Consider the following 14,196-nt stretch of genomic DNA (forward strand, 5'->3'; position numbering starts at 1 on the left):
TTGTCAACGAATAATTGACAAGCCTATGCGCCCCGGCGCAGGCGGAACTCCTGATCTTCGCTCGCCAGGCGCGACGGGCGGTTGCCGTCGTCGCCCCGGACCAGGGCGGCTATCTCCTTGCGGGCCTCGTGGCGCAGGCGACGCAGGCGCGGCGCGGCCGGCTCCCGGGTGATGTAGCCCTGGACGTGCTTGATGCGGCGCTCGAAGATCTGGCGGAGGGTGAGCGGGGACTCGTCGTCCACGCCCTCGACGATGACCACGCGCTGGCCGTGGTTGGTGTCGCGCGCGACGGACACCACCAGCGACAACTCCTGCAGCGCCTGCGGGTGGTGCAGGATCGCGCGGTCCACCTTGATCTGGGTCAGCGGCAGCTCGGACATCCGGGACAGCGACGCGTAGCCGGTGCCGAAGTCATCCACGGCGAAGGCGACACCGACGTCGCGGGCGATCGCCGCCAGTCGCTTGTGGAAGTATGCGTGCGGCTCGTCGGGCCACTGCTCACCGTCGCGGGGCTCGATCGGGTCCTGCTCGGAGATCTCCAGCGTCACGGCGGCGGGCCGCAGCGAGGCCTCGGCGATCGCTTCGCGCAGGGTTTCGACGTACGAGTCGTCCAGCAGCGCCCGCACCGAGACGTTGACCGACACCGGCTTGGGCTCGTCCCACGGACCCTCGGCGTGAGCTACCGCGTAGGCCCGCAGCGCGGACCGCAGGATGACCTTGTCGCGCTCGACCACGAAGCGGTCGCCCCAGGTGCGGGCGATCTGCAGCATCGCGAAGGGCGCCCGGGACTCGTCGAGCGAGCGCCGGGCCAGGGCCTCGTAGCTGTGCACGCTGACGTTCGCGACGGCGGGGCCGATCGTGATGACCGGCTGGAACACGATGCGGAACGACTGCAGCACCTCGTGGTAGAGGCGGAAGCAGCGCTCGTACAGTGGGGTCGGCAGGCGGCCGAAGGTCTCGCGCAGCGCGGTCAGCACCTGGATCTCGGCCTCGGCCGGCGACGCCGCGAAGTCGGTGCGCCAGATGGTCTCGATCACCTTGGCCATCGGCTGGCCGATCGCGACCAGGGCGGGCGGCGGGTTGACCACCGCGAGCATCAGGACCGTGTCGTCGCCCCGGCTGACCGGGACGCACAACACCGTGCGGGTCGCGTCGCGCGAGATGCGCCCAAACCACTCGAGGCTCGGCGGGCGCACCTGGTCGTCGGCGAAATGCAGCAGCGTCTGCACGCCGGCCTGGTCGAACCGGGCGGTGGCGTCGATCGTGGTGATGCCGGTGGGCGTGTACTCCAGCAGCGCGACCGACTCGGCGCCGGTCGCTGCCTTGAGATAATGCACGCGGTCGGCCCGCAGCATCGCGCCGGAGAGCCGGGGCTCGCGGGCCGCGCGAGACAGCCGGTCGATGAGCCCGGCGATCGCGGCGGCGTGCCGGTCGATCGGATTCTCCAGCGGCATCGTCTCGACCGACCTGAGACCGTGCCGCGGCGCGGGCACCGACGGCGCCGCGGAGCCGGGCAGCGCGGAGCCGGGCAGCGCGGAGCCGGGCAGCGCGGAGCCGGGCAGCGCGGAGCCGGGCAGCGCGGGACCGGGCCCGGAGGAGCCCGGCGACGAGGGGCCAGGCGCGGAGCCCGGCAACGAGGAACCGAGCGTGGCGTCCGCAAGCATGGAGCTCGACTCCGGCCCTGGAAGAGGTGCCGGTTCAGGCGCGAAGCCAGGCGCAGGGTCGGGCGCGGGAGCGGACGCAGCGTCGGGCGTGGGAACCGGCGCGGGAACCGGCTCGAGCGTGATGACCGGGCGCGGCGCGGCGGGCGAGGGGACGGAGTCAACCACCAGCGGCGTCGAACCGGGGCCGAAGACGGTGAGCGCCGCCGTCGCGCCCCACGACTGCACGACCGCCGACGGCAGCGGCTCGAGGCCCTGGGACAGCACGTAGGTGCTCAGCGCCGAGAACGTCACCCGCCCGTCCGCGTCGGCCGCCGCGCCCCGCAGCGCGTCGAGCACGTGGTGAGTGAGCACCCCGTGACCGTGCGACGGGTCCTCGCGGGCCGCGCCGTCGCGGGCGCAGGTGGCAAGCGCGCAGTACCGCGGGTCGTCGCGGCCGGCGGCGCTGATCAGGTCGACGTGCCGGCCGGGCGAGGCCAGCAGGCTCCCCGCGCGGCAGCAGTCGAGGATCAGCGTGGCCGAGCCGGCGAACAGCTCGAACACGTCCTGTTGCAGGTACGACATGCGCAGGCCAGCGTCGGGGTCGTAGCCGAGCGCGGCCTCGTCGAGATCGGGGGTGACCAGGTAGACGTCGGTGCCGAGGCTCCACGACGGGGTCAGCGTGTGACCAGCGAAGTAGACCAGCAGCGAGTCGGTCGGGTCGGAGTCGAGGGCGATGCGGCGCAGCGCGGTCTTGATGGCGGCGGCGCTGGTCTGCGGGCCCGCGAATATCTCGACGTCGCCCGGATCGTACGTGCCGACGGCGGGGTCGCAGAGCAGGTCACGGATCGCCTCGGCGTCGCGGGCCGCGTAGCGCAGGGCGGGCAGGGACGCGCCGATGCCCGAGTCGTCGACACCGACGACTACCGCAAAGCGCTTCTCTGTCACGGACTGTCCCCGGGGTCTGACGAATGCGGCGCCAGGTGATGGTACCGATTCGGCGGCGCCGATCAAGTTGATCAGATCTTGAGGACCTCCACACTCGACCCTTGGGTCAGAAAGTCAGGCGCCGATCAGCTTGCGGTAGGCCGAAATGTCGGCGAAATCCGTGGTGGCGCACCCTACGTAGTTGTCCGGTCGCACCAGGATCAAGGTCGGCGTGCTCACCCCGTACGCGTCGAAGGCCGCCGGACCGGTGATGCGATGGACCGCAAGCTGGTTTGTGGCGGCCGGCAGGTTGCCCGCCCAGTCGAAGGCGAGCAGCGTGGCGTGCGGGCCCCGCAGCAGATCGAAGATCGTGACGTCGCCGCAGGGCGCGTCGGGCGCCCGGTCACCCGCGAGCACGGCGCCCGGCGCGGACCGGTGCTCGAAGGCCAGCGGCCCGCCCCGATAGTTGAGCGACAGCTGCCTCAGCGCCGGATCGTCCCTGGTCATCGCGTCCTCGTCGCCGTCGACGTGGGCACGGTGCAGGCGCGTGGAGATGCCCAGGACCTCGGCGGCGACGGGCAGGCGCTCCGCCTCGTAGGTGTCGAGCAGCGCATCGTTGAAAGAAGCGAGCTTCCACCCTAGGTTGTAGGCGTCCTGAATGCCGGTGTTGAGCCCCTGCCCACCGGCCGGCGAGTGCACATGCGCCGCATCGCCCGCGAGGAAGACGTCACCGACCCGATAGCGCGAAACCATCCGGATATTCGCCCGGAAGTGGGACCTCCACCCCACGTGGGTCACGCGCAGAGTTGGGTCGACGGAGGCGACCAGGTCGGGGATCGACAGCTCGGACGGCGGCGCGGTGAGCTGGAAATCGTCGGTGCCGGGCAGCGGGCAGAGGCCGAGCCGGAACGACGCGCCGTCCGATGACGGCCAGATATGCCAATTGTCGCGGTCGAGCCCCTCGAGCCGGACGTCGGCGATGTCGAGACGCTCGGTGTCGTGGGTCGAGCCCTCGAACGGCACGCCGAGCAGCTTGCGAACCGTGCTCTGCCCGCCGTCGGCCCCGACTACGTAACGCGCGGTGACGACCTCGCCGTTGTCGAGGGTGACCCGCACGCCGCCGTCGTCGAGCTGGGTGAGCCCGGCGAGGCCGACCCCGAGCTCGACCGGCACCCCGTCGGCGAGCAGCGCACACGTGCGCCATTGCGGAACCATCAGGATGTTCGGATACGGCGCCTGCGGGGTGGGGGCGACCAGCGGATCCATACGCCGGCGCATCGAGGCCCCGTCGGGCAGGTGGATCAGCAGCTCGGGGTAGTCGCTGCCGGCCGCCCGGAACCCGTCGATCAGGCCGAGGTCGTCGAGCACCTCCTGCGTACGCGGCTGAATGCCCTTGCCTCTGGAGCCGGTGAAGGGGGTCGTGGACTTTTCGATGACGCGGAACGGGACGCCGCGCCGCTGCAGCTCCCGGGCGAGGGTGAGGCCGGTCGGTCCGGCGCCGACGATCATTATGAATCCTGATTCAGTGAACATGGATTCACTCTAGAGGGCGTTGATATCCTGCGTCAATGGCGGAGACGGGTGTGCGCAAGCAGCGTGCCGCGCAGACCGAGGCGGAGCTCAAGGCGGCCGCGATCAGGGTTTTCGCGCGGGTGGGCTATCTCAACGCCAAGATCACAGACATCACGGCGGAGGCCGGGCGCGCGACCGGCTCGTTCTACCAGCACTTCACGAGCAAGGAGAAGCTGCTGGAGGCGCTGATGGCCGATCTACTGGCCGAAGGGGACGCGGGCGCACTGCTGGACGGGCACTCGGACGACTTCTCCGACCCGGCCGCGATCCGCTGGCACATCGAGCAGTACTGGGCGGTCTACCGCCGTCATCGCACGGTCATCGAGGCGCTGCGCCAGGCCGCCATCGTCGACCCGCAGTTCGACGAGGCGCAGCAGGAGATGTCAAAACCGGACATCGTGCACCTGTCGCGGCACATGGCCAAGGCCGCGCCGTCGTCGGGGGACCCGGCCGTGCTCGCGTCGATCTTCACGTTGCTGGTGTCGACCTTCGCCGCCACCTGGATCGACAGGCTTCCCGACGACGAGGCGATAGAGACATTGACACGCTTCGTGTACGGGGGGATCAACGGTTGATGCCGTGCCGGGCACGCCATTGTGCCCGGCCCGGAGCCTCATTTGTTGCGCAGAGCCTTGCGGTAGTCGCTGTTGAGGCGACCGATCAGGGTCAGCGGAATGCCCTTGGGGCAGACCGTGGTGCACTCCCCGGCGTTGGTGCAGCCGCCGAAGCCGGCGTCGTCCTGCGCCTGGAGCATGTCGATCACGCGGGTGTCGCGCTCGGGCTGGCCCTGCGGCATGAGCCCGAGGTGGGCGACCTTGGCCGCGGTGAACAGCATCGCCGAGCCGTTCGGGCAGGCCGCCACGCACGCGCCGCAGCCGATGCAGGTGGCCGCCTCGAACGCCAGGTCGGCGTCCTTCTTGGGCACCGGGGTGGCGTGCGCCTCGGGGGCCGCGCCGGTCGGGGCGGTGATGTAGCCGCCGGCCTGGATGATCTTGTCGAACGCGCTGCGGTCGACCACCAGGTCCTTGATGACCGGGAAGGCCGCCGCGCGCCACGGCTCGACGTCGATCACGTCGCCGTCCTTGAAGTGCCGCATGTGCAGCTGGCAGGTCGTGGTGGCCCGCTCGGGGCCGTGCGCCACGCCGTCGATGACCATGCTGCACATGCCGCAGATGCCCTCGCGGCAATCGTGGTCGAAGGCGATCGGGTCGTCCCCGTCGAGGATGAGCTTCTCGTTCAGGACGTCGAGCATCTCCAGGAAGGAGGCGTCGGGGGAGATGTCCTTCACGTCGTACGTGACCATGCGGCCCTTGTCTTCACCGGAAGACTGGCGCCACACGCGTACCTGGATGTCCATTACTTGTAGCTCCGGGTGCTCGGGTGGACGTACTCGAATTCGAGCTGTTCCTTGTGGAGGGTCGGCTTGCCGCCGTCAAGGGCGTACTCCCAGGCCGCGACGTAGCTGAACTCGTCGTCGTGGCGCAGCGCCTCGCCGTCCTCGCTCTGCGACTCGGCGCGGAAGTGCCCGCCACAGGACTCCCGGCGGTGCAGGGCGTCGATGCACATCAGCTCGGCGAGCTCGAAGAAGTCGGCGACCCGGCCGGCCTTCTCGAGGTTCTGGTTGAGCTGCTCGCCGGTGCCGGGCACCTTGACCCGCAGCCAGAACTCGTCGCGCAGCGACCGGATGAGCCCGATCGCCTTGGTGAGGCCCTCCTCGGTGCGCTCCATGCCGCAGTACTCCCACATGATGTGGCCGAGCTCGCGGTGGAAGGAGTCGACGGTGCGGTCGCCGTCGATCGACAGGAACTTCGCGATGCGCTCCTCGACGGCGGTCTTCGCGGAGACGACGGCCTCGTGATCGGAAGCGATCTTCTCGAAAGGCCCGGAAGCCAGGTAGTTGCCCAGCGTCGTCGGCAGCACGAAATACCCGTCGCCCAGGCCCTGCATCAGGGCGGAAGCGCCGAGCCGGTTGGCGCCGTGGTCGGAGAAGTTGGCCTCGCCCACCACGAACAGTCCCGGGATCGTCGACTGCAGGTCGTAGTCGACCCAGAGGCCACCCATCGTGTAGTGCACCGCCGGGTAGATCCGCATCGGGACCTCATAGGGGTCCTCGCCGGTGATCCGCTGGTACATCTCGAAGAGGTTGCCGTACTTGGCCTCGACCGCCTTCTTGCCCAGCCGGCCGATCGCGTCCGCGAAGTCCAGGTAGACGCCCAGGCCGCCGGGCCCGACGCCGCGGCCCTCGTCGCAGACGTTCTTGGCGGCGCGGGAGGCGATGTCGCGGGGGACCAGGTTGCCGAACGACGGGTAGATCCGCTCGAGGTAGTAGTCGCGGTCCTCCTCGGCGATCTCGGAGGCCGGCTTCTTGCAGTCCTCTGCGCGCTTGGGCACCCAGACCCGGCCGTCGTTGCGCAGCGACTCGCTCATCAGCGTGAGCTTCGACTGGTGCGTGCCCGACTCGGGGATGCAGGTCGGGTGGATCTGCGTGTAGCAGGGGTTTCCGAACAGCGCGCCCTTGCGGTGCGCCCGCCAGGAAGCGGTGACGTTGCAGCCCTTGGCGTTGGTGGAGAGGAAGAAGACGTTGCCGTAGCCGCCGGAGGCGAGCACGACCGCGTCCGCCATCTCGGTGGTGATCTCGCCGGTGACCATGTCCCGCACGACGATGCCGCGGGCCTTGCCGTCGACGACGATCAGCTCGAGCATCTCGTGCCGGGCATTCATCTCGATGTTGCCGAGGCCGATCTGCCGCTCCATCGCCTGGTAGGCGCCGAGCAGCAGCTGCTGGCCGGTCTGCCCCCGAGCGTAGAACGTGCGGGAGACCTGGGTGCCGCCGAACGAGCGGTTGTCGAGCAGGCCGCCGTACTCGCGGGCGAACGGGACGCCCTGGGCCACGCACTGGTCGATGATGTTCACCGAAACCGTCGCGAGCCGGTAGACGTTCGATTCGCGGGCCCGGAAGTCGCCGCCCTTGACGGTGTCGTAGAACAGCCGGTAGATCGAGTCGCCGTCGTTGCGGTAGTTCTTGGCGGCGTTGATCCCGCCCTGCGCGGCGATCGAGTGCGCCCGCCGCGGGCTGTCCTGGTAGCAGTACGACTTGACGTGGTACCCCGCCTCGGCCAGGGTCGCCGCGGCCGAGCCGCCGGCCAGGCCGGTGCCGACCACGATCACGGTCAGCTTGCGGCGGTTGGCCGGGTTGACCAGCTTGGCCGAGAACTTGCGGCGCTCCCAGCGGGTCTCGATCGGGCCGTCCGGGGCGGCGGTGTCGGCGATCGGGTCGCCGTCGTTCCAGTATTCGGACATTTAACTCAATCCACCAATCCGGTGAGCACCGCGAACGGGACGCTCAAATAGCCGACGACCAGGACCAGCGAAAGAGCCAGGGCGGTCGCGCGGGCGATCACCTCGCCGCGAGGGGACTGCTGGCCGAGGGTGCGGACCGCGCTGAACAGGCCGTGCCGCAGGTGGAACCCGATGGCGACGATCGCCAGCGTGTAGAAGAGCGTCACGTACCAGCGGCCCGGGGCGAAGTCGGCCACGACGTTCGCGTACGGCTTCCCGGTCTCGGCGTTCGGGTTCAGTGTGAGCGTCGTGAGGTCCAGGATGTGGTAGATCACGAACAGCAGGATGATCACGCCGCCCCAGCGCATCGTGCGGGCGGCATAGCTGCCCTGCACCTTGGGCCGGTGCGCGTACTTGACCGGCCGGGCCTGGCGGGCGCGCCGGGCGAGGATCGTCGCGGCCACGATGTGCCCGACCACCGCGATGGTGAGGCCGCCGCGCTGGATCCAGAGGTACCACTCGGTCGGCAGCAACGGCGTGCCGATCGTGCGCAGCCAGTGCGCGTAGTGATCGAAGGTCGTCTCGCCGAAGAAGATCTTCAGGTTGCCGATCATGTGCAGGTACAGGAACAGGACCAGCAGGATGCCGGTCACCGCCATGAAGATCTTCAGCGCCACCGACGACGCCCGCTTCTTCGCCGGCGCCGGCGCAAGCGCCGCCTTGGGGACTCTCGTGTCTACCGCCACGAGAGAAACGGTATTTACGCCCTGTGTGATTCGTCTAATGCATGATCGGGTAGGTGTTCATAGCGATAGGCTATGGGAGTGCAGCTGCAACAGCTTCGCTACTTTCTAGCGGTCGTAGAATTCCGACATTTCACACAAGCGGCGGACAATCTGGGCGTCTCCCAGCCGACTCTCAGTAAACAAATTCACACCCTGGAGCACAGCCTCGGAGCGCCGCTTTTCGAACGCATCCGGGGTGACGTGACCCTCACAGTGGCGGGCGAGACGCTGCTGCCGATGGCCCAGCGGATGGTCGCCGACGCCGACGCCGCCCGCGAGGCCGTCCAGGACATCGTCGGCCTGCGCCGCGGCGACGTGCGGCTGGGCGCCACCCCGAGCCTGTGCTCGTCGCTGGTCCCCGAGGTGCTGCGCACCTTCCGCGCCGAACACCCCGACATCCAGCTGTACGTGAACGAGGGCAGCTCCCAGGACCTGATCGAGAACCTGCTCGCCCACACCCTCGACCTGGCCCTGATCGTCCAGCCCGACCAGGGCGTCGACCCCGCGCTCGCCAGCGTGCCGGTGCTGCGGGAGAGCCTCGTGGTGGCCTCGACCTTCGACCGGCCGCCGCCCACGCCGTCCGACCAGATCGCCCTCTCCGAGCTCGAGCACACCCCGCTGGTGATGTTCCGGGCCGGCTACGACATCCGCGGCGTCACCCTCGAGGCCTGCCGGCAGGCCGGGTTCACCCCCAAGTTCGCGGTCGAGGGCGGCGAGATGGACGCGGTGCTCGCCTTCGTCGAGGCGGGACTGGGCATCGCGCTGGTGCCGAGCATGGTGCTGGCCAACCGGCCGATGCTGCGGGCGACGCCGCTGGCGCCGCCGGGGATGAGGCGGACGATAGCTTTGGCGCATCGCAAACGGTCCGTGCTTCCCCACGCCGCCGAGGCCTTGCGTACGACTTTGCTCGCGCACGTCGCGGCCGGAGAGCTGCCCTATGGCGTACGCCCTCTCTAGAACTCCGAATTCGCACGCCACCGGTCGTAAATCGTCGTATCGCCCGCCACGGCGACGGGATCGCGGCGACGGTTGAGGATCAGCAGAAGATCTTTTACCGGGGCTTCGCACGTGACGTCGGCCGCCCGGTCCTCGGTGATCCATTCCGGGCCGGTGGCCGTCAGCGTCACGTGCCAGCTCTGGCCGGTGTCGGCGGCGGTGAACAGCAGCGTCTCGCCATTTCCGGTGAGCTTTCCGAAGTACTCGAAGGCGAGCATCAGATCGGCGATGCCGTCGGCCGCGAGATCCGGGGCGAGCTCGCCGGCCGGGTCGGCGTCGAAGCGGTGGACGATCAGGTCGTGCAGCATGCGGCGCTGCCAGAAGCCGGCCGTCTGGAATTTCGGCTGCCAGGTCCACACCTCGCCGTCGAAGCCGTGCCCGGCGACGGCCGCGTTCAGCCGTTGCGCGCCGGCGGTCAGCCACGCTGCCCAGTCGTCCTGGTCGTCGGGCGCGTCGACCAGTTTGTACTCCGCGGGACTGTCGCGGCGCTCCTCGATGATCCCGGCGGCGAGGCGGTGGCCGGTGCCGACGTGGGTGACGAGATCGCGAACGGTCCACTCCGGACATTTCTCGACTTTTTCGCCTTCGTCCCGGCGGGTGGCCGCGGCGGCGAAGCGGGCGGTCTCGGTCTCCAATTCGGCGGCGTACCGCTGCGGCGTCAGCCATTCCATGGCGCGACCCTACCGGGCGCGGTCGCGACATTTCGATCTTGAATGGCGAGCCCGCAGTTCACCGCATTTTCCGGGCTTTCTGACACCCGCATGATGATTACTCTCCGTATCGATGGTCGTTTTTTGAACCCTCGGGATCCACCTGGGATTTCTTCAGATTCCCTATTGCTTTCGAGGGCCGGGTGGCTACTATTCGGCCTCGTTCGAAATCGACCAGGAGTAATCGAACGGGAAGGGTTGGTGGGCAGTGTCGGACCTTGAGCCGGACCCCGAGCAGCCCGCCAGCCCCGCCGTCCGATTCCTCCTGGCCGCCATGATCGTGGTCGTGCTCGTCGTCGTGGCCGGCGGCACGGCCTGGTGGCTCTACTCGCAGAAACCGAGCGAACAGAGCGCCCGCCCCGCGGGACCGTGCCCCGACACGCTCCTGCACGTCGTCGCCGCCCCGGAGATCGCCCCCGTGGTCCGGGACGCGGCGCGCACCGTCAACAACGGTGCGGATTGTGGGGCGATCGGTGTCACCGCCCAGGAACCGGCCGTCACGGCCTCCGCCCCTGAGCAGCCCGACGTCTGGATTCCCTCCTCCAGCGCGTGGCTGCGAATCTCTCTCGTGGGCGGCGTCGAGGCGTACCGCGTGGACGGTGACCCGATCGCCCGCAGCCCGATCGTGCTGGCCGGGCCGGCCACCATCGCCAACCGCTACGCCAGCGGCGACCGGACCTCGTGGATGCGGCTGCTGGCCGGCGTCGCGGGGCACCAGATCCCCGCGGTGACCATGCCCGACCCGCTGCACTCGAGCGTCGGCATGCTCGCCGTCTACGCCATCCAGACCGCCATGGCGAGCAGCACGCCCGACGCCGGCATCGCCCAGCTGCGCGCGCTGACCCTGCGCAGCCGGCTCAAGGACGCCGCCGCCGACCCGGCCGCGCTGCTGCAGAAGGTCGCCGCCCAGACCGACGCGAACGCGGCCGCCAACGAGATCGGCGTCTTCCCGATCACCGAGCAGCAGCTGACCACCTATCAGCGCGCCGGGAACGCGGTCCCGCTGACCGGATCGTTCCCCTCCGACGGTCTGATCGAGGCCGATTACCCGTACGCGGTCTCGACCTCGACCAAACACGCCGAGCTCGCCGCGAAGCTGCGCGCGGCGATCGGCAAGCCGCAGCTGACCGAGGCGGGCTTCCGCACGTACGCGATGAAGAACACCGTCCAAGTGCCGGAGCGCTCCGACCAGCTGCTGGCGCCGGCCGTGCAATGGGCGCAGTACCGCTCCCTGGCGTTCCAGGTGCTGCTGCTGATCGACGCCTCCGGCTCGATGAACAAGCCGGCCACCGACAAGTCCGGCCGGCCCACGACGAAGGCGGGGCTGCTGCGCGATTCCGGCCTGGCCGCGACCCAGGTCCTCGGCGACGACACCAGCGTGGGGATGTGGTTCTTCAACACCCCGAACCCGAAGAGCCCGCCGCACACCGAGGTCGTGCCGTTCGGCCCGATCAACGACAAGGTCGGCGCGGTGACCCGCCGCCAGGCGCTGGCTACCGCCATGCGGGGCTACAAGGCGCCCAACGAGGCCGGCACCCCGCTGTTCCAGACCATCCTGGACGCCCAGGCCGTCATGCGGCCCAAGGTGAAGCCCAACACGATCACCCTGCTGATCGTGCTGAGCGACGGCGCCGACGCCGAGTCGACGTACTCGATGCCGAAGAAGACGTTCCTGGCCAGGCTGGGCAAGGTGCAGGACCAGAAGAGCCCGGTCCCGGTGATCGGCGTCGGCTTCGGCCCGGACGCCGACATGGCGACGCTCAACGACATCGCCAAGGCGACCGACGGCAAGGCGATCGCCGCGAAGAACCCGGCCGACCTGTCCTCGGCGATGGCCCAGGCCTTCCTCGCCGCCCACGCTCCCGTCTGATCAGTCCGCCGGCGCCTCGCGCAGCAGGGCCGTGACCAGCTCGTCCTCGGGCGTCGTCCCGTGCTTGGCCCGGGTGACCCGGTAGAACCGCTCGGCGCCGTCCACAAGGGACCGGCTGCCGTCGGCGCGGGCCTGGGCGAGCCGGATAGCGGCGTGCAGCGACACATAGCGCTTCTCGTACCGTTCGACCAGCCAGACCGACATCCGGCAGGCCTCGTCCGCCCGCTCCATCGCCTCGTCGCGCCGGTCGGCCCGGGTGAGCAGGATCGCCCAGATGGCCATCGCCTGGGCGGCGCGGGGCAGCACCGTGATGTCCCGCGTCGCCAGCCGGCCGAGGCCGAGCGCCGCGCCGGCGGCGGCCTTGAGGCGCAGGGAGCGGGGCGCGGCACGGGCGACCGTCAGCGTGGCCCAGGCGTCGAGGAGATCCTGCCGGTGGCGGCCGTCCGGGGTGGCCTTGTCGACTCGCTGCCACGCCGCGGCGGCCTTCGCGGCGGCGGTGGCCGCCACCTCGTGCTCGCCCGTCGCCCGGCGGTAGCGCGCCTCGGCGGTCATCGACCGGGCGAGCCGGACCTGCACGTCGGCGTCCTGCTCGGCCAGCGCCTGCCAGAGGACGGTCGCCTCGGCCTGATGGGTGGCGGCGGCGCGCGGCTCGCCGGTCTTGTCGAGCAGGCCGGCGAGCGACTCGAGCTGGCCGGCGATGCCGCTGGCGCTGCCTGCCGCCTCCCAGTGCCGCAGCGAGGTCTGCGCGTCCTCGACGGCCTCGGCGTGCCGGTCCAGGCCGGCCAGCGCGTCGGCCCGGCAGCCGTACGCCCGGGCCAGGGAGAACGCCGGATATCGGGGCCGGAGCTGCCAGAAGCCGATCGCCGTGTCGATCGGCTCGAGCGCGCGGCGGGCGGCGCCCGCCTCGACGAGGCGGCGGGCCAGGCGATAAGCGAGGGGCGCGTACGCCGTCTCCGGCACCCCCGTCGCGCGAAGCCGGCGATAAAGGCGCAGGGTCAGGGTCGCCAGCGGCGCCATCACGTCGGGCGGCCCCTCGAGCGGCATCGCCGCCTCCAGCGCCGTCAGGGTGGCCGCGTCCAGGGCGCTCAGCCGGGCCAGGGCGTCGAGTAGCGGCCCGCCGGCCGCGAGCACCGCCTCGGGATGGCTGCGCAGCAGCACGCCGAGGTGATCGTGGCCGAACGCGGCCCACCGCTGCGCGACGGCGACCGCGGTGGCGAGGAAGGCGGACACCCGGTGAGGCGCCAGCACGGAGAGCACGACGGGCAGCTTGCCGGCGGTCCACCGGTCGGCGTCGAAGCCGTGCAGGCCGGTCGACCACAACGCGATGTAGTCCTCGGCCAGGCGGTCCGGCTGGATCGGCGCGAGCGAGTCGGCCGGGTAGTGCGCCCGGTGATCGTCGAGCAGGCGGCGCGCCTCGTCGCCGGTCGCCGCGAGGCCGGTCGCGGCGGCCAGCGCCGTCGCCTCGCCGTGCGGCAACGGCCCGGCCAGGCAGGCAACGTAGACCGTGCGGGCAAAGGTGTCCGGGCGCCCCGAGCTGTCCGGATAGCCCGAATTGTCCGGGCGGCCGGTCCGGTGCCGGGCGGTCCAGTGCTCGTACTCGCGCCCGAGCAGGTAGGCGGAGATCGCGCCCGGGTCGGCGGGGACGTCGTCGTGGCGCTCGACGCCGTAGACCTCGGCCAGCGCCCTCATCTGGATCTCCAGGGCGGTGGCGCCGGGCGACCAGTCCCCGGGCGGCGCGAGGGTCAGCGCCTCGGGGATCTCCAGCGCCTTCGCGAAGCCGTCCCGGGCCGCCTCGAAGAGCCGTTCCCGCTGGCCCGAGCCGGCCGGCAGGGGATTGAGGGCCAGCACGGCGGGCTCGACGGCGAACTGGTCGCGCACGTGCCGGCCGATCCGCTGCCACCAGCCGCCGGCCGGGCGGGCCAGCAGCAGGATCCGCGTCCGGTGGTCGTGCAGGCGGGCGTCGGCGAGCACGGCCCTGATCAGCGGCGCCGGCATGCGCTCGGCGTTTTCCACGACGACCAGCCGGCTGCGGCCGTCGGCGGGGAGCCGGGCCGGGGCGGAGGCCGAGCCGGACCGGGGCGTGAGCAGCGTCCAGCCCGCGGCCGCGGACCGGCCGGCGAGCTCGCGGGCCAGCCGCGTCTTGCCCTGGCCGCCGGCGCCGTGCACGAGCATCACGCCGAACTGGTCGCTCCCGTCCCGCCAGGCGCGCAGGTGATCGAGCTCCTCGCCGCGGCCGTGGAAGGCGATGAACCGGTGCGCGTCGGCAAGCAGCCGGCTCGGCTGCCCGCGGAAGCTCTGCGGCGCCGCCGCGGCCGGCAGGTCGAGCGGGACGATCCGATAGCCGGGATCGAGCCGGTTGGTGTGGAGGTCGTCGCCCTGCACGAATCTGACGACGCTGTTCGGCCCGTCCACTGACA

The 14,196-nt window shown here is 70.7% G+C and carries 10 protein-coding genes; 3 read left to right on the forward strand and 7 right to left on the reverse strand.

Annotated features, from left to right (window positions below; all coding sequences use genetic code 11):
- Positions 1-23 precede the first annotated feature (23 nt).
- Positions 24-2,588, reverse strand: a complete 2,565-nt coding sequence (locus tag ACQPZX_RS09700) for an EAL domain-containing protein (protein ID WP_433377369.1) — start codon at positions 2,586-2,588, stop codon at positions 24-26.
- A gap of 114 nt (positions 2,589-2,702) precedes the next feature.
- Positions 2,703-4,100, reverse strand: a complete 1,398-nt coding sequence (locus ACQPZX_RS09705) for an FAD-dependent monooxygenase (protein WP_433377372.1) — start codon at positions 4,098-4,100, stop codon at positions 2,703-2,705.
- Positions 4,101-4,135: 35 nt separating this feature from the next.
- Here ACQPZX_RS09705 and ACQPZX_RS09710 point away from each other — a divergent pair, with 35 nt between their 5' ends.
- Positions 4,136-4,714, forward strand: coding sequence for a TetR/AcrR family transcriptional regulator (locus tag ACQPZX_RS09710; protein WP_433377375.1), 579 nt, complete (start codon positions 4,136-4,138; stop codon positions 4,712-4,714).
- A gap of 38 nt (positions 4,715-4,752) precedes the next feature.
- Here ACQPZX_RS09710 and ACQPZX_RS09715 read toward each other — a convergent pair whose 3' ends face one another.
- The 3 genes from ACQPZX_RS09715 to ACQPZX_RS09725 are packed head-to-tail and all read right to left on the reverse strand — an operon-like array spanning position 4,753 to position 8,077.
- Positions 4,753-5,496, reverse strand: coding sequence for a succinate dehydrogenase/fumarate reductase iron-sulfur subunit (locus ACQPZX_RS09715; protein WP_433377378.1), 744 nt, complete (start codon positions 5,494-5,496; stop codon positions 4,753-4,755).
- Positions 5,496-7,439 carry a fumarate reductase/succinate dehydrogenase flavoprotein subunit gene (locus tag ACQPZX_RS09720; RefSeq protein WP_433377381.1) on the reverse strand — a complete coding sequence of 648 codons (1,944 nt, stop codon included), beginning with the start codon at positions 7,437-7,439 and terminating at the stop codon, positions 5,496-5,498. Before ACQPZX_RS09720 ends, ACQPZX_RS09715 begins: the two co-directional genes overlap by 1 nt.
- Before the next feature lie 5 nt (positions 7,440-7,444).
- Entirely contained in the window at positions 7,445-8,077 is a 633-nt protein-coding gene (locus ACQPZX_RS09725; protein WP_433385139.1) for a succinate dehydrogenase cytochrome b subunit, read from the reverse strand.
- A 159-nt stretch (positions 8,078-8,236) separates the two neighbouring features.
- On the opposite strand from ACQPZX_RS09725, the gene ACQPZX_RS09730 reads away from it, so the two are divergent.
- Positions 8,237-9,160 carry a LysR family transcriptional regulator gene (locus ACQPZX_RS09730; RefSeq protein ID WP_433377384.1) on the forward strand — a complete coding sequence of 308 codons (924 nt, stop codon included), beginning with the start codon at positions 8,237-8,239 and terminating at the stop codon, positions 9,158-9,160.
- Here ACQPZX_RS09730 and ACQPZX_RS09735 read toward each other — a convergent pair.
- On the reverse strand, positions 9,157-9,870 hold the full coding sequence (locus tag ACQPZX_RS09735; RefSeq protein WP_433377387.1) for a maleylpyruvate isomerase family mycothiol-dependent enzyme: 714 nt from the start codon (positions 9,868-9,870) through the stop codon (positions 9,157-9,159). The two genes, ACQPZX_RS09730 and ACQPZX_RS09735, sit on opposite strands and share 4 nt — an antisense overlap.
- A 247-nt stretch (positions 9,871-10,117) precedes the next feature.
- Here ACQPZX_RS09735 and ACQPZX_RS09740 point away from each other — a divergent pair, with 247 nt between their 5' ends.
- On the forward strand, positions 10,118-11,779 hold the full coding sequence (locus ACQPZX_RS09740; RefSeq protein ID WP_433377389.1) for a hypothetical protein: 1,662 nt from the start codon (positions 10,118-10,120) through the stop codon (positions 11,777-11,779).
- Here ACQPZX_RS09740 and ACQPZX_RS09745 read toward each other — a convergent pair whose 3' ends face one another.
- Entirely contained in the window at positions 11,780-14,191 is a 2,412-nt protein-coding gene (locus tag ACQPZX_RS09745) for a hypothetical protein (RefSeq protein ID WP_433377392.1), read from the reverse strand. It abuts the gene before it with no gap.
- Positions 14,192-14,196: the final 5 nt, after the last annotated feature.

The organism is Actinoplanes sp. CA-142083 (assembly GCF_050942195.1).
Taxonomy (GTDB): Bacteria; Actinomycetota; Actinomycetes; order Mycobacteriales; family Micromonosporaceae; genus Actinoplanes.

Coding starts and splice junctions, on each gene's coding strand:
- ACQPZX_RS09720 (WP_433377381.1), bottom strand. CDS start 7,439: ATGTCCGAATACTGGAACGACGGCGACCCGATCGCCGACACCGCCGCC.
- ACQPZX_RS09730 (WP_433377384.1), top strand. CDS start 8,237: ATGGGAGTGCAGCTGCAACAGCTTCGCTACTTTCTAGCGGTCGTAGAA.
- ACQPZX_RS09735 (WP_433377387.1), bottom strand. CDS start 9,870: ATGGAATGGCTGACGCCGCAGCGGTACGCCGCCGAATTGGAGACCGAG.
- ACQPZX_RS09710 (WP_433377375.1), top strand. CDS start 4,136: ATGGCGGAGACGGGTGTGCGCAAGCAGCGTGCCGCGCAGACCGAGGCG.
- ACQPZX_RS09725 (WP_433385139.1), bottom strand. CDS start 8,077: ATGGCGGTGACCGGCATCCTGCTGGTCCTGTTCCTGTACCTGCACATG.
- ACQPZX_RS09715 (WP_433377378.1), bottom strand. CDS start 5,496: ATGGACATCCAGGTACGCGTGTGGCGCCAGTCTTCCGGTGAAGACAAG.
- ACQPZX_RS09705 (WP_433377372.1), bottom strand. CDS start 4,100: ATGTTCACTGAATCAGGATTCATAATGATCGTCGGCGCCGGACCGACC.